This is a genomic window from Streptomyces sp. NPDC058751 (assembly GCF_042746485.1).
GTDB lineage: Bacteria > Actinomycetota > Actinomycetes > Streptomycetales > Streptomycetaceae > Streptomyces.
In genome coordinates this window covers 31,190-51,847 of record NZ_JBHYPZ010000019.1, presented here as the reverse complement: position 1 = coordinate 51,847, position 20,658 = coordinate 31,190, and the positions used below count along the sequence as shown (strand labels likewise).

General features: G+C 72.9%; 18 protein-coding genes and 1 pseudogene. 7 read left to right on the top strand and 12 right to left on the bottom strand.

What is annotated here, in order from left to right:
• Nucleotides 1-4: 4 nt before the first annotated feature.
• The 5 genes from ACFW6B_RS19060 to ACFW6B_RS19040 are packed head-to-tail and all read right to left on the bottom strand — an operon-like array spanning nt 5 to nt 4,494.
• Nucleotides 5-1,855 carry an NADH-quinone oxidoreductase subunit L gene (locus tag ACFW6B_RS19060; RefSeq protein WP_386597479.1) on the bottom strand — a complete coding sequence of 617 codons (1,851 nt, stop codon included), beginning with the start codon at nt 1,853-1,855 and terminating at the stop codon, nt 5-7.
• Nucleotides 1,852-2,157 (bottom strand): NADH-quinone oxidoreductase subunit NuoK, encoded by a 306-nt coding sequence (gene nuoK / locus ACFW6B_RS19055; RefSeq protein WP_386597477.1) that lies wholly within the window; start codon nt 2,155-2,157, stop codon nt 1,852-1,854. The genes ACFW6B_RS19060 and nuoK overlap by 4 nt, the downstream gene beginning before the upstream one ends.
• Entirely contained in the window at nt 2,154-2,717 is a 564-nt protein-coding gene (locus ACFW6B_RS19050; RefSeq protein ID WP_386597475.1) for an NADH-quinone oxidoreductase subunit J, read from the bottom strand. The genes nuoK and ACFW6B_RS19050 overlap by 4 nt, the downstream gene beginning before the upstream one ends.
• A gap of 18 nt (nt 2,718-2,735) precedes the next feature.
• Nucleotides 2,736-3,680: an NADH-quinone oxidoreductase subunit H gene (locus ACFW6B_RS19045; RefSeq protein WP_386597473.1), complete on the bottom strand. Its 945-nt coding sequence runs from the start codon at nt 3,678-3,680 to the stop codon at nt 2,736-2,738.
• Complete coding sequence (locus ACFW6B_RS19040; protein WP_386597471.1) at nt 3,673-4,494, bottom strand: hypothetical protein; 822 nt, start codon at nt 4,492-4,494, stop codon at nt 3,673-3,675. Before ACFW6B_RS19040 ends, ACFW6B_RS19045 begins: the two co-directional genes overlap by 8 nt.
• Here ACFW6B_RS19040 and ACFW6B_RS19035 point away from each other — a divergent pair.
• On the top strand, nt 4,486-5,103 hold the full coding sequence (locus tag ACFW6B_RS19035; RefSeq protein WP_386597469.1) for a hypothetical protein: 618 nt from the start codon (nt 4,486-4,488) through the stop codon (nt 5,101-5,103). The two genes, ACFW6B_RS19040 and ACFW6B_RS19035, sit on opposite strands and share 9 nt — an antisense overlap.
• Here the strand turns inward: ACFW6B_RS19035 and ACFW6B_RS19030 are convergent.
• Entirely contained in the window at nt 5,067-5,417 is a 351-nt protein-coding gene (locus tag ACFW6B_RS19030) for an NADH-quinone oxidoreductase subunit A (RefSeq protein WP_386597468.1), read from the bottom strand. The two genes, ACFW6B_RS19035 and ACFW6B_RS19030, sit on opposite strands and share 37 nt — an antisense overlap.
• Before the next feature lie 500 nt (nt 5,418-5,917).
• Between ACFW6B_RS19030 and ACFW6B_RS19025 the strand changes: the two genes are divergently transcribed.
• Nucleotides 5,918-6,355 (top strand): hypothetical protein, encoded by a 438-nt coding sequence (locus ACFW6B_RS19025; protein WP_386597466.1) that lies wholly within the window; start codon nt 5,918-5,920, stop codon nt 6,353-6,355.
• A 367-nt stretch (nt 6,356-6,722) separates the two neighbouring features.
• Complete coding sequence (locus tag ACFW6B_RS19020) at nt 6,723-7,376, top strand: hypothetical protein (RefSeq protein ID WP_386597465.1); 654 nt, start codon at nt 6,723-6,725, stop codon at nt 7,374-7,376.
• Nucleotides 7,377-7,481: 105 nt separating this feature from the next.
• On the opposite strand, the gene ACFW6B_RS19015 is transcribed toward ACFW6B_RS19020, so the two are convergent.
• Entirely contained in the window at nt 7,482-8,918 is a 1,437-nt protein-coding gene (locus ACFW6B_RS19015; protein WP_386597463.1) for an MFS transporter, read from the bottom strand.
• Between the two features lie 218 nt (nt 8,919-9,136).
• Between ACFW6B_RS19015 and ACFW6B_RS19010 the strand changes: the two genes are divergently transcribed.
• Nucleotides 9,137-9,784 carry a TetR/AcrR family transcriptional regulator gene (locus tag ACFW6B_RS19010; RefSeq protein ID WP_386597461.1) on the top strand — a complete coding sequence of 216 codons (648 nt, stop codon included), beginning with the start codon at nt 9,137-9,139 and terminating at the stop codon, nt 9,782-9,784.
• Nucleotides 9,785-9,965: 181 nt separating this feature from the next.
• On the opposite strand, the gene ACFW6B_RS19005 is transcribed toward ACFW6B_RS19010, so the two are convergent.
• The 4 genes from ACFW6B_RS19005 to ACFW6B_RS18990 all read right to left on the bottom strand — a co-directional run bounded on the left by ACFW6B_RS19005 (nt 9,966) and on the right by ACFW6B_RS18990 (nt 13,585).
• A complete protein-coding gene (locus tag ACFW6B_RS19005; protein ID WP_386597460.1) occupies nt 9,966-10,670 on the bottom strand; it encodes a hypothetical protein in 705 nt (234 codons plus the stop codon).
• Complete coding sequence (locus ACFW6B_RS19000; protein WP_386597458.1) at nt 10,667-11,218, bottom strand: SigE family RNA polymerase sigma factor; 552 nt, start codon at nt 11,216-11,218, stop codon at nt 10,667-10,669. The genes ACFW6B_RS19005 and ACFW6B_RS19000 overlap by 4 nt, the downstream gene beginning before the upstream one ends.
• 362 nt (nt 11,219-11,580) lie before the next feature.
• Nucleotides 11,581-12,720 (bottom strand): hypothetical protein, encoded by a 1,140-nt coding sequence (locus tag ACFW6B_RS18995; protein WP_386597456.1) that lies wholly within the window; start codon nt 12,718-12,720, stop codon nt 11,581-11,583.
• Complete coding sequence (locus ACFW6B_RS18990; protein WP_386597454.1) at nt 12,710-13,585, bottom strand: hypothetical protein; 876 nt, start codon at nt 13,583-13,585, stop codon at nt 12,710-12,712. The genes ACFW6B_RS18995 and ACFW6B_RS18990 overlap by 11 nt, the downstream gene beginning before the upstream one ends.
• 243 nt (nt 13,586-13,828) lie before the next feature.
• Between ACFW6B_RS18990 and ACFW6B_RS18985 the strand changes: the two genes are divergently transcribed.
• Nucleotides 13,829-13,987, top strand: a complete 159-nt coding sequence (locus ACFW6B_RS18985) for a hypothetical protein (RefSeq protein ID WP_386597453.1) — start codon at nt 13,829-13,831, stop codon at nt 13,985-13,987.
• Between the two features lie 132 nt (nt 13,988-14,119).
• On the opposite strand, the gene ACFW6B_RS18980 is transcribed toward ACFW6B_RS18985, so the two are convergent.
• On the bottom strand, nt 14,120-15,091 hold the full coding sequence (locus ACFW6B_RS18980) for an NAD(P)-dependent alcohol dehydrogenase (protein ID WP_386597451.1): 972 nt from the start codon (nt 15,089-15,091) through the stop codon (nt 14,120-14,122).
• Between the two features lie 108 nt (nt 15,092-15,199).
• Between ACFW6B_RS18980 and ACFW6B_RS18975 the strand changes: the two are divergent.
• Nucleotides 15,200-15,482 (top strand): annotated as a pseudogene (locus ACFW6B_RS18975) (alpha/beta hydrolase); the annotation flags it as partial.
• 780 nt (nt 15,483-16,262) lie between these two features.
• Complete coding sequence (locus tag ACFW6B_RS18970; RefSeq protein ID WP_386597449.1) at nt 16,263-20,624, top strand: peptidoglycan-binding protein; 4,362 nt, start codon at nt 16,263-16,265, stop codon at nt 20,622-20,624.
• The last annotated feature ends 34 nt before the right edge of the window (nt 20,625-20,658 follow it).

Here is a 20,658-nt window from a genome sequence, read left to right as displayed (position 1 = left end):
GCGGTCACCTCACGAGGACGAGGACGACGGCGAGGACGGTGAAGGCGGCGACCGCCTGGGCGAGGTACTGGTGCAGTTGCCCCGTCTGCGGCCGGCGCGCCAGGCGGCCGAGCGCACGGACGCCGCCCCCCACCCCTTCCACGGAGCCGTCGATCAACTGCTCCACCCGGGCGTCGGCCCACCGCGCCAGTCGGACCGCACCGCGGGCACTGCCGTCGACAGCACGGTCCAGCACCCGGTCGTCGAAGGCGGCGAGCGTGGCGGCGAGGCGCAGGACCGGACGCACGAGCAGGGCGCGTGCCGCGTTCTCCAGGCGCAGCCAGTCCGACGCCCAGGCGGTGATCCGGCCCGGGACGGCGAGCGACCGCGGGCCACGGGTCCAGACCACGGCCGAGACGACGACCGCGAGCACACCGGACAGGACGAACTCCCACACGTGCGGTTCCGGTTGCGGTTCTCCCCCGAGCACCCGCTGGACCGCGTCCCGGACGGGCGGGAAGGACGTGACCGTCAGGGCGGCGCACGCGACGGCCAGGGTCACCAGCGGCAGCCGGGTCACATACGGCGGCGGCTCCTCCCGGCCGTCCGGTGCGGGAGTCGGCTGCCAGACGAACCACAGGGCCTTGGCGCTGTAGACCGCGGAGATCACCGCACCGGCCAGCCCGACGACGTACAGCGCCGTGTCGTCCTCGAGGGCGCCGGCGAGGAGTACGTCCTTGGCCGCCCACAGGGCCAACGGCGGCACACCCGCGAGAGTCAGGGCCGCCACGCTGAAGGTGATGCCGGTCGTACGGTGCCGCCGGGCCGCACCGCGCAGGGCGGGCAGCGCCTTGGTGCCGAGCGTCGTCAGCCAGGCTCCCGCGACGAGGAAGGCGAGGCTCTTCGCGGCGGCGTGCGCGATGAGCTGCAGGGTTCCGCCGGTGACCGCTCCGGTTCCGGCGGCGAGCACCATGAAGCCGATCTGGGCGCAGGTGGAGGCGGCGAGCAGCTGTTTGAGGTCGCCCTGTGCCACGGCGACCAGGCCGAGCACCACCGCCGTGACCGCGCCCGTCCACGCCACGACGGGCCCGCCCCAGCCGGACCGTGCGAGCAGCGGCTCGAGCCGCAGCAGCAGATAAGCCCCGGCCACGACCATGGTCGCCGAATGCAGTAGGGCGGAGACCGGACTCGGGCCCTGCATGGCTCTGGACAGCCAGAAGCTGAAGGGCAGTTGGGCCGACTTGCCGAACGCGGCCGCGATCACGCCGGCGGTGATGACGGCGGACCACACGCCGGTCACCTCGGGGAGTTCGTCGAGGGCGAGGGAAGGGGCCTGCCCGCTCGCCAGCGCCGCCCCGGCGGCGAGGTAGAGGCCGAGGTCGGCGGCGCGGGTGGTGAGGAAGGCCGTGGTGGCGGCATGTCCGCGCTCGGGATCGCGCCACCAGTGGCCGATCAGTGCCCAGGAGGCGGCCCCCATCACCTCCCAGGCCATGAGCAGGACCGGCAGTGCGGTCGCGGTGACCGTCGTCAGCATCGCGCCGGCGAACAGCAGCATCAGACCGAAGAACCGGGCGCGTGCCTCGCCCGGGCCGATGTCCGCGACGCTGAACACGAGGACGGCCACGGTCACCGCCGTGACGGTGACGGCCATGTAGCCCGACAGGCCGTCGACCGCCAGTCCGGCGGGCAGCCCTTCGAGCAGGGGTGCCTCGGCGCGCGGGTGCTCGAACGCCACGGCGACGGCGAGGCCGAGCGCGGCCAGGGCCGTACCGACCGCGGCTCCGGGGGCGTACCGGTCGGCCGGGCGACCGGCGACCGCGAGCAGTGTCCCCACGGTCAGCGGCAGCGCGACGAGCGCCCACAGCAGCGCGCTCACTCCTTCAGCTCCGCCGCCATGTCGGTCATGTCGACCTCACGGGCCCGGAACAGCGCGGTGACCACGGCGAACCCCATCGCCATCTCCACCGCCATCACCGTGACGGCCAGGACCACCAGCACCTGTCCGTCGGCGGAGGCCGGCGCGATGTGGCGCCAGACGGCGGCCGCGCCGACGATGATGCCGCCCAGCATCAGTTCGAGCCCCATCATGAGCATCACGATCGACTGCTGGGTCAGCGCGCCGAACAGACCGACGCAGAACAGCGCGGCGGCGAGCAGCAGGAACGGCTCCAGGCTCATCGGCCCACTCCTCCTCGTACCGGATCGTCGGCGGTCCGTGACCTGAGGTCGTCGCCGAAGCGGTCGTAGCGGCCCCTGCGGGTGGCCAGGACGACGGTCGCGACGATGGTGGCGAACAGGGCGAGGCCCAGGGTCATCATGGTGAGCATCTGAGGTCCCATCAGGGACAGGCCCAGGTCCATGGTGGGATCGGACGGCGGTTCGCCGCGCCGGGACGGCCACGGGGCGAGCAGGACGCCCGTGGCGAGCGCGGCGAAGAGGGCCGCGCAGATCACGGCCGCGCCCTTCTTGTTGTGGACCATGGTCATCGGCATGAGCCCGGCCGGGTTCATCATGTACATCACCATGAAGACCGCCATGATGGCCATCTCGATGGTCATCATCAGCACGATCACGACCCCGAGGTAGTCAAGACCGAGCAGCAGCACCTCTCCGCCCACGCACAGGAGTGAGGTCAGCAGCGCGAACGTCGCCCGGGCCATGGAGTCGAAGCGGAAGACCATGACCCCGGCGGCCACCGCCGGCAGGGCCAGCGCCCAGAAGATCACGTCGTCGGGCATCGACGGCGCACCTCGCTCTCATCGGTTCAGGACGACGACGGCCACGAACAGCGCCTGAAGCAGCGTCAGCGGCACCAGAACCATCCACGCCACCTCCATGTACCGCTCCATCCGCAACACGGGCAGCGCCCGCCGCCCGGCCACCAGCAGGGCCAGCACGGCGGCGGTCTTGATCAGCGTCCACGCCCAGCCGGGCAGCAGCGGGCCGTGTCCGCCGCCGAGGAACAGCGGAACGCTGAAACCGGCGGTGACCACGAGCAGCAGCCACCGCCCGCCCAGGAACACCAGCCGGTCCACCCCCGCGAGTTCGGCCGCCGCACCACCGGCCGCGTCCCGTGCCAGCGGGTACTCGAACGGTCCCCAGAAGGCCATCGCGAGCGCGCTCAGCAGATAGACGGCGAACGCGACCGGCATCCACACCACGAACCACAGGCCGTCCTGGGCCGAGACCACGTCCCCGACCCTCAGGGACTCGGCTCCGAGCGCGGCTGTGGTGATCGCGAACATGTGCGGGAGTTCGTACGCCAGTCCCTGGGCCAGGAACCGGTATCCCCCGATCAGCGACAGCGCCGAGTTCGGCCCCCAGCCCGCCATCCACACCGCCGCCCAGGCCAGGGCCTCCATGGCGTTGAACCACACGACGCCGACGGACGGATCGCTCACCGCGCGGAAGCCCCACGGCAGTACGGCCCCCGCGAGCACCGCGGCCACCGGGACCAGCACCACGCCCAGCCTGCCGAGCAGCCGGTCGGCGGCCGTCGTACGGCGCGGCTGCTGGACCAGCAGCCGCAGGGCCTCGCGCAGCGGAGCCAGCGCCCGCAGCCCCGCCTCCCGGACGCTCCCGGCGGGACCGCGTGCGGCCGCCCCGGACAGCACCGCGTCGAATCCGGCCGCGACCACGGCCGCCACCACCAGGGCGAAGGGAAGGACGACGGTCGCCCACAGGGGCGCGGCATCAGACACGGGCCGCTCCGGACACGGGCGCGAGGTCGAGCTCCTCGATGTCGGGATCCAAGCTGGCCAGGACGATCCGCGCGCAGGCGAACTCCGCGCCGGTCAGCAGTTCCGGAAGGACGTCGAGCAGCGCCCGCGACGGCGGCCGCGGTCCGTCGAGCCGACCGCGCGGGCCGGTCAGGTCGTCCCGCGCCAAAAGCCGTACGTCGTCGAGCTCCTCAAGACCGCGCTCGACCTCGTTCATCCACATCAGCAGCCGCTCGTACGCGTCCCCGTCCGCGGCGAGCGCCGGCCCGCTCACCCCGGCCGCCCGTGCCCTGCCCTCCGGCAACGCGCCCAGCCCGGCGATCGACCAGCGCAGGGACCGGGACCGCCCGACCCGGCGGAGCGTCCCGCGCAGGTCACCGCCGATCGCCTCGTGCGACGCCCCCGACAGCAGCTCGTCCCGCGACCGACGGCACCGCGCCGCGGCGTCGCCCCGGCCGACAACGGCGAGCAGCCGTCCCACGCTGTCCAGGTGCGCGGCACAGCGCCGACGTGCCGCGCTGCCCCTGGTGACCTCCTCGCCCCGGGCGGCACGCAGCCAGGGCTCGTCCCAGAACGGCAACCGATGACCGGGCGGTACGGAGAGGTGATCCACCTCCACGCCCTGCACGACGTCTCCCTGCAGGGTGAGACGGAGGATGAGCCCTGCCGGCCAGTCGGCCAGCGCGGGACCGAACGGCACGTGCAACCGGTCGAGCCTCAGCTCGTCCCGGTCGTCGGCCCGCTCGGCCATCGGCAGACCTGCCACCTCGCCCATGGCGTGCATGTCGTGGCCCATGTGCTCCATGGCGGCGCCATGGCCCTGGTGATCCGTACGGCCCGTGTGCGTCGCACGGCCCGCGGGTCGGTGGCGCCCGTGGTCCTCATGACCCGGGTGAGCGGCATGGTCGCCATGGTCGTGGTCCGTGCCGTGGTGGCCGTGGCCCTGGTCGTCGGACGCTTCGGACGGCGGGCTGTCGTGGTGCGCGCCATGGCCGGGTCCACCGCCGTGTCCCTCGTGTCCGCCGTCCGCGTGCTCCGCCGTTCCCCCTGCCCCACGTGGAATCGGGGTTCCGGCGATCAGGTCACCGCGCGCCGTGTCGAGGACGTGCGCGACCTGCCCGCTCCGCTCCACCACGATCCGTACGGCGGGCTCCGGCATCGACCGCTCGACGGCGTCCAGCCACTGCGCGTCCTCCGGCGCCGGAACGCCGCAGACGACCAGCAGATCTGCGGCGGCTGGAGCACCCGGCAGGGGCCACCCTCTCCGGCACACCTCCGCCTCCGCCTCCAGCCGGAGTTCCGTCGCTCCGGGCAGGGTGACCGCCAGCACCGCGGGGCGGCCCATCGCCGTACGTCGCAGAAGGCCCCTCAGGTCCACCTCAACGCCCCCTCACGCCAGGCGTAGGCGACCGCGGCGAACAGGATGCCGAGGAAGAGGAACATCTCCACGACGGCCGGGGTACCCACCTCCGGGACGACCTTGGCCCACGGGTACATGAAGAGCATCTCCATGTCGAAGGCCAGAAAGATCAGGGTGACCGCGTACCAGCGCACATGGAACCGGGAGACGGCGTGTTCGCCCGGCTGGAGGCCTCCGGCGAAGGGGCCGCTTTCCAGGGGTTCCCGCGCGGCCGCCAGCCACAGGCCCAGTCCGTACAGCACGACCAGACCGGCCCCCGTCACACCGAGAAGGAGCAGCATCGGCTGCCATGCGTCCATCCAGCGTGACCTCCGGTTTCGGCGTCGTACCGCTCATGGTGCGCGACCTGCCGCTTCCGGCCGTGTAGGCGGGGCTCAACGACCTCCCCGGAGTCGAGGACGTCCAGGTGGATCCGGCCTCGGGCAAGGTCACGGTGACCGGCGAGCAGCCGCTGGATCCCGGCGCCGTGCCGCCGCGGTGGACGAGGCCGGCTACGGACTCGTCGGTGGAGAGGCCCGTTGAAACGGCGGGCGGAACTGCCGCGCCGGGCGGACGGACACCCCGTCGTCAGGCTCACGGCAGCGGCACCGCTCCAGGCCGTGGCCTCCCACCTCGCGGGCCCCGGAGCGGACCGGGCCCGGGGAAAGGCCTGCGCGTGCGGCGCCCCCGCCCGTGCGGTCCGCCGAGCCGTTCCCCACACACCGATCGCCGCCCCGCGATCGGCCCCAAGTACCCTGTCCGATGCGCCCCGACGGTTGCGGAGGGCGTCATGGCGGCGCCATGGCGAGATGCGGAGCGTATGAGCAACGGAGCAGGACGAGGGACGGTCGGTCGACTGCTCCTCCTGCTGCTGCTCGCTCTCGGCCTGATGCACCTGCTCGCCCACGCGGGCAGCGCCGAGACCGGCCCCGGGCAGGGGACCGTCGCTCACGCCCACGCCGTTCATCCGGAGCCGCCCGCACAGCGCGAAGGGCCGGTTCCGCCCCTCGCGACGGCCCATGACGAGCACGGCGATCACGGCACCTGGAACACGGCCGAACTCGGCTTGTGCGCGGCCGCCATCGGCTGCTGCGCCCTGCTGGCGGTCGGCGGCCGACGGCTCCACGGGCGTCGCGTCGCCTTGTTCCTGCGGCTCAGGCGGCGCATTCAGGCCGCGTGGTCCAACGTGTGCCAACCACCTCTTACGAGGCTTTCGCAGGGCCTCGACATCGCGCAGCTGGCCGTTCTGCGGATCTAGGCCGCGGTCACCGCGCGCAGGCCATGACCCTCGACGCGAGACGTCGCTCCTGCCGCTGACCCGACCATCCCTGCCACGCCCCTCGGCGGGCCGGCATGCCCTGTCGTGTGCCAGGCCCACCCGCGAAAGGCCTTGATCCGTGACCCAGCCCCATCTCGTCGACCCTGCCGGTATGCCGGCCCAGCCGCAGGCACTCCCCTCGCACCGGCACCGCACCGCCCCTGAATCCCTCCCGCAGCCCTCGGAGCGGCCGATCGCTCCGGATCCTCGTCATGGAGGACCTCGTCGCGACGACGCCCCCGCCCCTGACGCCCCGCCCTCGACCGGTGGCCGCCGGGCGCATCGGCGTGCGAAGAAGCGGACACCGTTGATCGGTGACTACCTGGGGTACACCACGACGTTCGTGGGGGCGGGCCTGATCAGTGGCGCGGTGGTCCACCATCCACTGGATCCCGACCGGTACACGATGATCGCTCTGATCGGTGCGGGCGTCTTCCTCTTCGCGACCGTGCTGAACGAGTTCGTCCTCAAGCGGCAGCGGCCCGGCACTTCGAAAGTGGTCGCGATCGTCCTGTCCTCGCTGGCGCTGTCGTTCGGCATCGGCATGCTCAGCGGCGGACTGCAGCACTTCGAGGACTTCCCCGAACGGGCGGCGACGCTGATTCCGTTCGGACTGGCACTGTCCTTCGTGGCGTACGTGCTGCGCCACGACACCGCGCGCTGGCGCAGCATCATCGGCCCGACCGGGCTGCTGGTGCTGCTCACCGCCACGACGGCGTTCTTCGGGCTGCGGGGCATCGCCGCCGACATGGCCGCGGGGTCCGCGGGCGGCGGCCACAGCCACGGCGAGGAGAGCAGCAGCGAGTCGGGGACGGCGAAGACGGAGGAGAGCCACACCGAAGAAGGCCACGGTGGGGACGCCGGCACGAAGGCTCCCGAGGCTTCGCCCAGCCCTCAGGACACCGGAAGTGGCGCGGGAGGGGAAGAAGCCGGTCACGCGGAAGACGGGCACGCCCACTGAGTCGAAAGTCCGCGACCGGGAGCCGTCTCGCGGCTGAGCCGTGAGACGGCTCCCGGCTCACCGGGGCTGACCAGGGCTGGTCGCCCTTGTCGCGACCAGCCCTGGTCAGTGCACGTGCGGGCCACCGGTCGACCGCGGTTTGCCTCGCGGGACGAGTCCCAGGGACACGACGGCGCCGACAGCGGCCGCCGCGGCGCACACCGTGAACGCGTCGCCGAAGCCCTCCACCGAACCACGCTCGAAGCCGGAGGCCGCCACGGTCGAGACGACGGCGACGCCGACCGAGCCCCCCACCTCGTGGAAGGTGTTGACGACTCCGGAGGCGAGCCCCGCCTCTTGGTGTCCGACCATGGCCAGAGCGGTCGTCGTGGCGGTGACGAAGACCGCGCCGAGGCCGAGGGAGGCGATGGCGAACCCCGGCAGAAGCCCGCCGTACACACTGCCGGTCTCGGACAGCCGGGTCAGCGGGACGGTGCCGACGGCCGCGACGGCCATGCCGGCGACGGCCGTCGGACGGCTGCCGATCCGGCCCACGAGCCGGGAGGCGAGATGGGCACCGACACCGGTGGCCACGGCGACGGGCAGGAAGACCAAGCCGGTCTTCAGCGGACCGAAGCCACGGATGTGCTGGAGATAGATCGACCCGAGGAAGAAGTACGCGATCAACAGAGCCGTGGCGATCAGCATCAGGAACGCGCCCGCGAGCACCGGCCGCCGAGTGAACATCCGCAGGTCCATCAGCGGGACCCGGCCGGTCCGTTCGACCGCCGCGAAGGCCGCGTACGCGATCGCCGCACCGGCCAGCGGCAGCAGGGTCGAAGCATCCGCCCAACCGGCGTCCCCCGCTTCGACCAGGCCGTAGATCAGGGCGGCCGTGCCCGCGGTGACGAGGAGCGCGCCGGGTACGTCGAGCCGTGCGGGCCGCGGAGCCCGGGCCGGCACGAGGGCGGGCAGGGCGACCAGCAGGAGCAGTCCGACCGGCACGTTGACGAAGAACACCCACTGCCAGCCGGGGCCGTCGGTCAGGGCCCCGCCGAGGAGCACGCCGGCCGCCGAGCCGGTGCCGCCGATCGCCGCCCAGACACCGAGGGCCTTGGTGCGTTCGGCGCCGTGGAAGGCCGTGGTGACGATGGACAGCGCGGCCGGGGACAGCAGGGCCGCGCCGACGCCCTGGCCGATCCTGCCACCGAGCAGTGCCGGGGCGTTCTGGGCCAGACCGGTGACCAGTGAGGCCACGGTGAAGAGGGCGAGTCCGGCGAGCAGGGTGCGGCGGGCGCCGAGCACGTCGGCGAGCCGGCCTCCGAGCAGCATCAACCCGCCGAAGCAGAGGGTGTAGGCGGTGACCACCCAGGTCAGCGTCTCCCGGCCGAGATCGAGGTCGGCCGCCATGTCGGGCAGGGCGACGTTCACGACGGTGACGTCGAGGACCAGCATGAACTGGGCGAGGCAGATCAGCGCGAGGGCCGTCCAGCGGCGCGGGTCCGCGGGCGGGTGGTGGCCGGGTTCCGTGGTGCGCCGCGTACCTGCTGTGGAGTGGGTCATGGCGAGTCCTTCTGGTGCGGAGTTCCGGGTCGTGTCCGCGCCTGGTGACGGCGCGGGAGAACGGGAGGAGCACGTCTGCCGCGGCGACGCCGGCCCGACGGGCACGGGCCCATGCCTCGACGACATCCGGCGTACGGCTCGGCGCCATGAACTGAACCATACTGTTCAGTTCATCTGAACTCAACTGTTCAGTTCAGGTGAGTGCTAAGGTCGAGGCCATGAGCGTGGACAGCGTCAAACCGCCCCCGAGCGGGCCCCGCGCGGAGCTCAAGCGGCGGGCCATCGTGCGGGCCGCCCGCGAGCTGTTCCTCCGACAGGGCTTCGGCGTGGGGATAGACACCATCGCCGCCCGGGCAGGCGTGTCGAAGGTGACCGTCTACAACCACTTCGGCAGCAAGGAAGCCCTGTTCACGGCGGTCATCACGAGCGCACTCGACGAGCCGCTGGCCGGGGAGTCGACGGCCGTGCTGGAAGGCCTGGCCGAGGCCGAGGACCTGCGGGCCGCCCTCGTCGAGGCGGCCCGCACGTGGGTCGACGCCGTCCGCACCAACCACGAGGTCACCGCCCTGCGCAACCTCGTCGCCGCCGAGCTGCACCGCTTCCCCGAGCTGGGCGAGGCCTGGAGACAGCACGGCACGGAAAGCCACCACCCCGCCGTCGCAGGCGCCCTGCGCACCCTCGCCGAGCAAGGCCGGCTGGAGATCCCCGACCTGCAGGTGGCGATCATCCAGTTCTACGGGCTCCTGGTCTTCCCCCACATGGTCTTCAGTTCCTACGGCACGCACATAGACGAGGATCTGACGGACCGTCTCGTCATCAGCGGTGTCGACATGTTCCTGGGGCACTACGGCCCGCGGGACACGTAGGCCCCTCGCCCCGAGGCACCGTGGCGGCGCCACGAGGAGGCCGACACGGGGCGGCTCGGGGCGGGTCACATCAGGGCGGGCATTGAAGACACCCCCGGGTACCGCAGAGCCCGGCGGGGGCGGGGGCACCATGCGGCGGCTCGGGCACGAGGAGAAGCCCGCGGGCGGGAGGCCCGGTCCTTCACTTCTCGTGGCCGGTGTCCAGTCGGCGGGCGAGGTCGTGGGCGGTGGCGCTGGTGAGGTCCCTGACGGAGCCCCCGACGATTTCGAGGCGTCCGCCGGTGATGGAGGAGGCCACGTAGGGGATGGCCCAGAGCTTGCCGTCGATGACGATGGCGAATTCGTTGCGCGGCAACGGGGCCTTGGCGAGGGAGCGGGTGAGGGCGGCGAAGCGGGTCCGGTCGGCGGAATTGAGGGTCACCTCGACGTTCCAGGCGCCGTCGACGGTGCTTCTGCCGGCCTTCGCGGAGGCGACACGGACGTCGGTCATCCCCCTGGCCCGGTCGGTGCGGACGCAGAACGTCGGGTGACTCGCGGTCGCCTGCACGGTGTAGCCGCCGCTGCCCTGGGCGCAGGCGTGCTCCGTGGACGAGACGACCGGCAGGATGGCCATCAGGGCCACCTCCTCGGTGTTCCCCGTCCCCCCTGCCGCGGGCCGAACCACGTGCCCGTGCCGGGACGCACCGTCCGCGACGGCCACCCAGGCGGTGGCAGCCACAGCGGCGGCGGCGATACCGGCCCCGGCACGGGCCAGCCGCTGCCGTCGCCGGGCGAGCCGCAGGGCGCCGTCGGCCAGGCCGACCAGATGAGGACCGGCAGCATCACCGTTCTCGCGGACATGGGTGTGCAAAACATCGTGCAGCGGGTGCCGGGTCGAGCCGTTCATGCCATGACGCCCTTTCCGGAGGCGGTGGAGGAGGCGACGGCCGACGGCCCTGCCTCGGCCAGGGTGGTGCGGAGGGAGACGAGGGCCTTGCGGGTCTGGCTGCGGACCGTCCCCTGGGCAACGCCCAGAATCGCGGCGATCTCGACGTCCGGCAGGTCCTCGAAGTAGCGCAGCACGATCACCGCGCGCTGCCGTTTGGGCAGCCGCCTCAGCGCGGCCATGATGTCCTGCCGCTGGACCACGGTGTCGGCCCAGTCGGTGGCATGTGCGGACGGGCGGTCCGGCAGGGTGTCGGTGACCGTCTCCCGTCGCCAGCCGAGCAGTCGGGAGCGGTCCACCTGGGCGTGGTAAAGCGCCCGGCGTACGTAGGCCTCCGGCTGCTGCCGGTCGCGCAGCTTCGACCATCGCCGAGCGGTGGAGGCAAGCGCGGTCTGGAGCAGGTCACGGCCCTGCTCCCAGTCTCCGGTCAGTAAGTAGGCCGTGTGCAGCAGCGATCTCGATCGCGCCGCCACGAACTCGCGGAACTGGCGTTCCTCGTCGGCGTTCAATGCGCCCTCCCTCGTTCCCCCGTACAGACGGGTGCGGAAGGCGGTTCGACTGCCCTGTCGGCCGGACTTTTCCGGCCGCGACGCTTTCACCTGCCGTAGCGACCGGTGTCACGCGGCGATCGCATGCTGCTCCTGCCGCCGGCCTCTCGGTGCCGCACACCCGATCGCCTCCATCAGGAAACGGTCAAGCACCTCTGGCGGTAGGCGGCTGCCGACTCCGGCCGGCCGGGGTGACGTCGGCGCGCCGAAGTCCGGGGCCCGCCACAGCAGTCACCCGGCCAGCAAGCCGGAACGCCCTCAAGGCTTCATGGCCGGTGCCGGACTGAGCCTCGACGAACCGGCGTCACCCCAGCGAGCCGAAGTCAGTAGGCGTAGGAGACCAGGAAGGGACTGCGCGTCGGATCTCCCTTCCCGTTGAAGCAGCGGACCTCGAGCGCCTCCTCCGCGCTCCACTGCGCCACCTTGCAGTAGCGGCCGTCCGAACCCTCGGCGGTGACCTGGACGTTGCCCTCGCGGAAGTACTCGCTCATGGGGGTCTTCACCCAGTACCGTCCCTCCTCCGAGCCGCTGCCGCCGGAAACGGCGGTGGGTTCGCCCAGTGCGTCCCACGTCCACTGCCGGTCGGGCTCCTCGTAGTCCGTGCCCCGGGCCCTGGTGTACATGCCCAGCGGTGTCCGCACCAGGCTCGCTTTTCGCGCGAAGGTGAGGGAGAACAGGGTGTCGCGGGGAGCGCCGCCGACATCGTGGCAGTAGACCTTGACCCGTGCGGGCTCGTAGGCGCTCTCGATTCCCCCGACCGTGCAGCGTTCGGCTCCGAAGGCCGCTTGGGCGGCCGTCACCTGGACGTGCCCCAGCTCGGCCTCGGGGTCGTAGGCGCCGCCGCCCTGTCCGATCAGCTGCACCTCGTAGCTGCCGGGGGCGAGGTGGACCACCTTGATTCCGTAACCGCTGGAGTTGTACCGCTGTTCCGCGGGCGGCATGTGGCTGTTGAGCTGGCTGGTGGTCAGATAGGCGAAGCCGCTGTGCCCCTCGGCCGTCTCGGCGTTTGCCCAACTGGCCGTGAACTCCGAGTCGGTGAGAGCCCCTTCGGGTGTGAAGCACCGCAGCGAGAGCCAGACGCCGGTCCATGCCTCCGGGGCCGCTTCTGCCGAGTAGCGGCTGATGTACCGGATGGAGCAGTACGCGTTCGAGGTCCCGTGGGCGGTCACGTGGGCCACCCCGCGATTCGAGTCCCTGCGGGTCCCGAGCTCCGCCATGAACACCCAGTACTCACCGGTCCCGGCACGGACGACCTTGTTCTCGCCGCCCGCGGAGTTGACGCTGCGGCGCGGCGCGTAGGACTCGCCCTCCGGCGCGTCCGGCTTGTCCGCGTGCACGTACCCGTGGCTGCGGACCGGCGCGGCCTCGGCCGGAGCCGCCGTGGCGGTCGCGGTGAGCAGCCCCGCCATGAGCAGCAGCGGCAGCGCGAACACCGCCCGCCGTCGTCCACCTCTACTGAACATCGACGACCACCCCCGGCGAGTAGGTCGGCGCCAGTTGCCCGGTCCCGTCGAACCGCAGCCACCACGAGCCGTCCCGGGTGGCCGGATACGACGTCCCGGTCAGCCCCTGCGCCCCGGTGCGCAGGGTGCGCAGCGACTCGACGGTCCGGCAGGGGGTCGCGCAGAAGCCGAGTTCGACGGTCTGCCCCGGTGCGCTCGCGTAGGTGCCGGTCTCCCAGTCGGCGGCGGTGAGGCGGCCGAGCGTGCCCACGTCCTGCCCCTGGCGGACCGGGTTGGGGGAGGCGACGAAGGTGAGCTTGGAGCTGCGCCGTACCTTGACCGTGGCCGCGTCCTGCTCGTAGGTGACGCTGCGCCCGGGGTCCGTGTCGAGGTAGTTGTTCATCACGTGCGCCTCCAGGCTCCAGTCGCCGGCGTAACGGTTGGTCACCTCCGGGCTGCCGGTGTCGATCCGGAACCACTCGGTGCACACCGAGGTGGTGGCGTTGACGGGCTCGCAGCCCGACGGCAGGTCGTGAGCGGCGTCCAGATAAAGCCCGTCGGGCCTGCGGAGCACGAACTGGATGCCACGGGGATGGATGCCGACGGCGTCCCGGGCGACCAGCGTCGCCTGGAAGGCCAGCGTCTGGTTCGGCCCCAGGACGACGGTGCGGCCACCGTGGACGGAGACGCTGAGGATCTCGGGCGTGGCCGGGGCGTGGTGGTCGGCCCGGGCGGGCTGCACGGCGGCGGTGGTGACGAAGAGGGCTCCGGCGAGTGCCGCCACGGCGACCCGCACGGCGGTCAGTGCTCTGACGTGCATCGTGTCCCCCATGAAGTCGGTGTGGCCGGAGCGTACGGAGCGCGCCGCGACCCCGGTACCCGGCACGTGAATATTGAGGCAGAGTCATGACGAACATGACACGGCGGCGCACCGTGCGGCCCCGGACCGTGCCCGAGGGAGTCCGGCTGCCGCGGATTGCCGGGAGGAGGGAGAGACCGTGTCGACCCATGAGCGGTACGACACGCAGGTGGCGGCCGAAGCGACCGCTGACCTCGGCCCCTGACGACACTGGACGAGGCCTTCGGCGCCGCAGGAGGCGTTGGTGGCGGTGGCGTTCCAGTTGCTCTCGTGCTGGACGATCTCGGCGAAGGCGTTCGTCGGGTTCAGCAGAGCTACGAGCAGGTGCCGGTGGCTGTCGGTGCCGATCCCGGCGTCCGGTACCGCCGCGATCATCCGCCCTGCGGTACCGGTGTGCTGCCACCGCACGGCGCATCACGTCGTCCTTGACCCGCTCCCAGTCCCTCCGCAGGGGTCTGGACGAGTCACGGCCCAGCTCCGCCGCCCGCAACCAGTTTCCTTCACCCGAGGCGCAGTCGGCACGGCCCGGGCCACGCCCAGGTGGACGGCCTCACCACGAGGTCAGTCGGTGGGTACGACAGTGATGACGACGTTGCCGATCTTCTGCCCGGTCTCGACGTACCGGTAGGCGTCGGCGATCCGCTCCAACGGGTACCGCCGGTCGACGACCGGCCTGAACTCCCCGGCCTCGATCAGGTCGCGGAAGTACCGCACCATCTCCTGGTTCTGGATAGGAAAGGCGAACTTCACCTTCCTGCCCCGGGACAGGGACGTGAGGAGCGGCAGGAGCAGGTTCTGCCCCCAGGGGCCCAGCTCCGAGGACATGTACACCCCGCCGGGTTTCAACAGCCGCTTGCAGCGGCCGAACGTGCTCTTGCCGACGGCGTCCAGCACCGCGTCGTAACGCTCGCCGTCCCTGGTGAAGTCCTGGACCGTGTAGTCGACGACCCGGTCCGCGCCCAGGCCCTTCACCAGCTCCAGGTGCGCCGTCGCGCACACCGCGGTCACGGTGGCCCCGCGCTGCTTCAGCAGTTGCACCGCGGCCGAGCCGATGGCACCGGTCGCGCCGTGGACGAGGACGGTGTGCCCGGCGCCGATGCCCGCCTTCGTGATGAACGACAGCGCGTAGTGCGAGCCCTCGGTGCCGGGAGCGGTCTCCTCGAAGGTCGCGCCGGCCGGCATGGTCGCGATGGCACCGTCGTGCGGAACCGACAGGTATTCGGCGTGGGTTCCGAACGCGCCTTCGTTGTACCCGAACACCCGGTCGCCGACCGCGAAGGAGGTGACGCCGCCGCCGACCGCTTCCACCACTCCCGCGTACTCGGTCCCGAGCACGGTGAGCCGCGGCCGGGCGAGGCCGGTGAGCGCGCGCATGAAGAAGGGCCTGGCCGCCCGGTAGCCGCAGTCCGTCCGGTTGACCGTCGTCGCGTGCACCCTGACCAGAACGTCCCGGTCCCCGATCGAGGGTTTGTCCACCTCGGCGATCCGGACCACGTCCGGCGGACCGTACAGGCTGCGCACCGCTGCCTTCATGGGAAAAGCCTAACGACGAAGCCCCCGTTCCGCACCGGCCGGTTCACAACACGACGCCCCTGGAAGACAGTTGAACCTCCTCCGGCGGGAGCTTCCACCATGACGGCGGAGCGCGGCCGGGCCGATCCGCGCGTGGACGCGGACCGGATCGCGCTGTGGTTCTTCTCGGGCGGCGGACTGGCCGACCGCGCCCCCGGCCTGGCTGCGCCGCCTCGCCGCCACCGTCGAGGAGTTCCTGGCCGCGGCCAGGACGCACGACGCGAACGTCGAGGCCGTCGACGTCCCCCACGGCCGCCACGGCCCCCACGGCCGCCACGGCCGCCACGACTTCGACGTCCTCCGCCACGCCATGTGTTCCCTTCTGGCCCACCTGCTGCCCTCCGGCCGGTGACGTCGTCGGTGCGGGGTGCCCGTCCCCGAACGGCCGGTCACGCCGCTTCGGCGCTCAGGTCCGGCTTCGGCCACTTCACATCGGCCAGCCGGCCCGACTCCCGTGATCCGCAGCGGCTTGCCGGTGTCCGGATCGGTGACGAGGAACCGGCCGCCGAGCGGATCGGTCTGGACGTGCGTGGTCCGCCATCCGCACGCGCCGAGGCCTGCCCGCAGGGAATGTGCCGCGTGCCGCTCGGAATGGAGCATCGGCGGGCCTGACCGAGAAGTTCCGGTCAGGGATCCTTTTCCAACCCGGTTGAGGGGTCGACCAGTTGGTACCGGGGGTGTTGGGGGAAAGTGGAGGTGGTCCTGGCGATGCTCCCGGAGACCCGGGCGGAGCCCGCGGCGGAGTGAGGTGGCGGAGTGAGACGGCTCCCACCGAATCCGAAGGCAGATGCCGCCTTCTCTGCCGATAGCGGAATCTGAGAGGCAGGCATACCACTTTTTCCGTAGCACCACGGAACCTCTACAACCTCTTGCCAAGCCAACCTCCCGGCGGAATATTCGGTTGCCTGCAGCCTCCGGGACCTCCGCTCCGCTTGCGGACCGGACCCGCGAGGCGGGCCTCCAGGGGGGGAGGCACTCGGGGGAACGGCCGGAGGGCCGTGGTGGGGGGGTTGCTGTGTCCGGATCCGGTCCGCGACGGAATGTACGCGCAACGCCGGCATCGGCCGTGCCGGGAACGCCGGAAACGCCTGCGGGTTCGGGCGGCTCCGTCGACGGGGGCGGCGGCAAGCCCGTGCCGGCGCCGCCGCTGGTGGTCGCCGGACCGATGCTCAGACGGGTGGAGCCGGGCTCGGTCACCGTCTTCGTGGTGACCCGCGAGGCCCGCGCGGTGACGCTCGACGTACTGCCCGCGGCCGGCCCCGCCGACGCCCCGCCGCTGCTCACCGGCACCGCGCCGACGGTCGCGCTCGGCGCCCGGATGCACGTCGCCGCCGTCACCGCCGCCGGAGCCGCGCCGCTGGCCGCCGGGGCGTCGTACCGCTACCGGCTCGGCTTCACCCCGGCCGGGGGCGTCCGGCAGGACCTGATGGACGACGGCGTGGTCGCCGCCACCGGCGAGCAGGCCAGGGCGCTGCTGTGCCACCCGAAGTCGGCGCAGACCCCGGGCACCGAACTGCCCGGGTTCGCGCTCCCCGCAGGCCCCGGCGACCTGCGGGTGCTGCACGGTGGTGCGCGCGTCCCGCACGCGGGCGGCCCCGATCTGCTGGCGCACGCCGACACCGTGCTCGCCGAGGCGATCGCCGGGAAGTCCGCCGCCGCTCCCCCGGCGCGCCCGCACCTGCTCCTGCTGCACGGCGACCAGTCCCCCGCCGACGGTGTCACGGCCACCATGCTCGCCGTCGTCCGCTCCGCGGTAGCCGTACTCGGGGTACCCGACGACAAGCTGCCCGGCGCCGCCGACGCCGAGCAGCCGGGCGTCCTGGGGCCCGGCGCGCGGGAGGCGCTGTGCGCGGCGTCCAAGCTGCCCGGCTCGTGGCCCAGCCACCTGCTCTCCTTCGCCGAGTACGCCGCCGCGCAACTGCTCATGTGGAGCGACGCGTTGTGGCCCGCCGCGCTCCCGGCCGTGGAGGCCGTGCACCCCGACCCGCGCTGGGCCTCGCTCCCCGCCGCGCTGCGCGCCGCCGTACTGAACCGTTCCCCGTACACCGCCACCGAGGCGCAGGCACCGCTGGTCGCGTGGCTGGAGACGTGGCGGGACGACAGCGCGCGGCTCGCCGAGTTCCGGGCCGGGCTTCCGGCCGTACGGCGACTGCTGGCCAATGTGCCGGTGCTGATGGGGCTGGGCGGGCACGACGTCAGCGAGGCGTGGAACGGCGGCACCGCCGAGGCCACCGGCGTGCTGAACGACTCCGTGGGGCGCCGGGTGGTGCAGAACGCGCTGGCCGCGCACGCCGTGCTGCGCGCCTGGGGCAACACCCCGGACCGGTTCGCCGCCGTCGGCTCTCCCGGCCGGGTGCTGCTGACCGAGCTGGCCGCCTGGCTGGCCGCGCCCGTCCCCGGCGAGGACGCGCACTGCGCGGCCGTCGCCGACCGGGCGGGCGTGCCGACCCCGGCGCTGGCGCGGCCGGCGGGCGCGCTGGACTACCACTTCCTGCTGACCGGCACCCGCTGGCACCTGCTGGTGCTGGACACCGCCACCCGCCGCTCCCTGGCGGTCCCGGGCGGGCCGGACCGCCGCCCGGTCGGTGACGCCGGCCTGGACGCGATGCTCGACCTGTTACCGGAGGCCCGCCCCGACACCCTGACGCTGCTGGCCTCGGCGGTGCCGCTGCACCGGGTGGCCACCCCGGTCACCGAGGGCACCGAGCCGCCGGTGGACCAGTCGGGCTCCTGGGCGGCGGACCCCGAGGGGTACCACTTCGCGCTGAACCGCTTCGCCGCGCGCCGGGTGCCCGCGGGGGCCGATCAGGTGCGTCGCCGCCAACTGGTGCTGCTGGCCGGTGGTGTGGGGCATTCCTACGGCGACACGGTGCGGTTCTCGGCCGAGCGCGCCTACCGTACGCCGGGTGCTCCGGCGGCCGGCGATCCGGTGAAGGCCGAGTCGGTGCTGGTACACCTGACGGCGGGCGCGCTGCGCGGGGCGGGCACCGCCGACCGTGAACTGCACGGCCGGGGGCGGAGGTTCGGCCCGACCCGACAGGTCCGGGTGGTGGGCTGGGACGCGCCGGTGATCACCGTACAGGCCGGGGTTCAGCTCCGGCCGGGCGACCAGCCCCCCGTACCCTGGCAGCTGTCCGGCCCTCCGCAGGTGGGCACCCTGTCCCCGGACCGCCGTCTTGAGCTGCGTCCGGACTGGTTCCTGGGCCTGACCGCGGCCGAGCAGGACGCGCAGGGGCCCGGGATGGCGCTGCGCCCGGAACAGCCGCTGCCGGTGGACCCGTGGGAGGACATCCGTCCCGACGACGAGGACGCGTCCGACCCGGACGGCGACGGCGGCTTCGGTGCGGGCTTCGGCCTGCGGCACTACGTGGCCGCGCTGACCAACCACCGGAACACCCTCCTGTACTGGGCGAGCGGCACCTCGGTCGTGGGAGTGAACGCTCTGGGCGACTTCACCGCCACCTTCGGCGCCGACTTCCGGTTCGCCCGGCAGAGCGTCCGTTTCCCGCTGGCGGAGGGCGGCCCGGTCCGGCCGTTCACCGACTTCACGCTGCCTGTGGTGCCCGGCCCGAGCATGTACGTGGACCGGCTGTACGCCAACCTCTCGCTGCAGCGCGGCGACCACGACCCGCAGGGCGCCGCGCCCGCCGTGTACGCGGGCGCCCCGGTGGCCGGCGGCGGCACCCACGTACGCGACCTGCAGCGCGACCTGGCCGAGCTGGGCTTCGCGGTGGTGGCGGGCGACCAGGCCGGCGTCTTCGGGCCGCACACCGAGTGGGGCGTGCGGGAGTTCCAGGCGTACGCGCGGGACAGCCGGATCGCCCGCCAGACCGGGCAGAACCCGGTACCCGTCCGCTGGGCCGAACGCCTGGAGCGGGCCTGGTGCCCGGAGGAGGACCGTTATGCCGGACCGGCGAGCGGCGTGGTCAACGCCCAGACCCGGTTCGCGCTCGCGCTGTGGAAGCGCGAGCGGTACCGCTGCCCGGTGGTGGTGGAGGCGTTCACCCAGGCGGGGGCGGCGGTCGCCGGGTTCGACAACCTGTGGCGGCACACCCAGCCGGGCGTCACCGGTCACGAGATCTGTGTCACCGACTTCCGCAACTACTACGACGTCCCCGAGGCGCACCGCAAGGCCCAGCCGGGCGGGCTCCCCGACGGTGTCCCGCGGGTGCCGGTGGGCTCGTGGGTCCGCTACGACCAGGAGTACAAGCACACGGACAACGCGGTCCCGCCGGTGACGCGGGGCGCGAACGTGGTGTTCGAGGGCGGTCTGTCGACCTCGCCCGCGTCCAGCTGGCGCCCGGACAGCGAGGTCCTGCCGCAGACCCTGCTGCCGGCCCGGGCCCCCGCGAGCGCGCCGCCGACGCTCGCGGACCTGGTCGCCGCGGCCGACGCCGACCCCGGCGACGGGCGGCTGTCCACCTTCAAGGTGGTCAGGGCGGTGGCCGAGGTCGAGGCCGAGGGCTTCTTCGACGTGCTCAACTGCTACGACAGCGCCTTCATCTCCGGAGGGCTCTACCACTGGACGGCGGGGCCGACCCGGGTCCCGGCGAGCACCTTCCCCGTCCTACCCGTGCCCGTGCCGCCGCCGGGCTCCCCGCTCTGGCCGGTGGAGCCGGTGCGGGACCACTGGGAGGTCCGCAGGGGCGAGCTGTGGAGCCTGCTGGCACTGCTCAAGGCCCGCTACCCTGAGGCGTTCGGGCGGCACTTCCGGGCGTTCGGCATCGACGTGCTGGATGCCTGGAACACCGCGGCCATCTGGGACCCGGGCAGCCGCACCTACGCCAGCACCGTCACCCGGGAGACCGAGGCGGCACCGGCGGCGACGCCGCTGCGGGTCCGCGAGTTCAACCGGCTGCGCGGCTGGCACTGGGCGTACCGGCTGGCCATGGCCTTCCGGGTGGAGCCGCAGTTCCGGAACGCGATGTGGGACCTGGCCCGGCAGCGCGTCGCCGACGTACTGGCGCTCCGCTGGCCCGACACCCCTCAGGCACCGGCCGCGAACAACTTCGCACTGGCGGACGTCGGCGTCGGTCCCGCGGCCCGGCGGCCGCTGGTCGGCGAGGTGTTCACCTCCGAACGGGCCGTGGGGATGATCCTGCGCTGGCACGTCAACCGGCCCGCCGACATGGTCACCGGGCAGCGGGCGGGGACGCAGCTGCGCCAGGCGCTGCGGTGGGCCAGGCAGAACCCGGCGGGGGCGAACCTGCTCCAGCCGGTCACCGCCTGGGGCGACGCCGAGGAGGCCCGGCTGCTGGCAGGACTGCGGGCGCAGTGCCCCGCCGGTCTGGCGGCCAGCCTGGAGCGGGCGCGTGACTGGCCGACCTGGAACCCCGCCCTTCCCGGCCAGAACCCGCGCGGCTTCACCCTCCCGCTGGACGACCTGCCGAACGCCGCCCCACCGGCCCGTCCCGTCGGCGAGCGCCAACTGCGCCCCGACCGTGGCAGTTTCCGGCTGGACGACGTCGACCTGCCCTGGGCCGGGGGCCACTGACCCGGTACCGGACGCCCGCACCCCGCACCCCGCG

Bases quoted from the DNA above. Each gene is read 5' to 3' on its own strand.
- nuoK (WP_386597477.1), bottom strand. From the start codon at position 2,157: ATGAGCCTGGAGCCGTTCCTGCTGCTCGCCGCCGCGCTGTTCTGCGTC.
- ACFW6B_RS19050 (WP_386597475.1), bottom strand. From the start codon at position 2,717: ATGCCCGACGACGTGATCTTCTGGGCGCTGGCCCTGCCGGCGGTGGCC.
- ACFW6B_RS19040 (WP_386597471.1), bottom strand. From the start codon at position 4,494: ATGGGCCACGACATGCACGCCATGGGCGAGGTGGCAGGTCTGCCGATG.
- ACFW6B_RS19030 (WP_386597468.1), bottom strand. From the start codon at position 5,417: ATGGACGCATGGCAGCCGATGCTGCTCCTTCTCGGTGTGACGGGGGCC.
- ACFW6B_RS19025 (WP_386597466.1), top strand. From the start codon at position 5,918: ATGAGCAACGGAGCAGGACGAGGGACGGTCGGTCGACTGCTCCTCCTG.
- ACFW6B_RS19015 (WP_386597463.1), bottom strand. From the start codon at position 8,918: ATGACCCACTCCACAGCAGGTACGCGGCGCACCACGGAACCCGGCCAC.
- ACFW6B_RS19010 (WP_386597461.1), top strand. From the start codon at position 9,137: ATGAGCGTGGACAGCGTCAAACCGCCCCCGAGCGGGCCCCGCGCGGAG.
- ACFW6B_RS19005 (WP_386597460.1), bottom strand. From the start codon at position 10,670: ATGAACGGCTCGACCCGGCACCCGCTGCACGATGTTTTGCACACCCAT.
- ACFW6B_RS18995 (WP_386597456.1), bottom strand. From the start codon at position 12,720: ATGTTCAGTAGAGGTGGACGACGGCGGGCGGTGTTCGCGCTGCCGCTG.
- ACFW6B_RS18980 (WP_386597451.1), bottom strand. From the start codon at position 15,091: ATGAAGGCAGCGGTGCGCAGCCTGTACGGTCCGCCGGACGTGGTCCGG.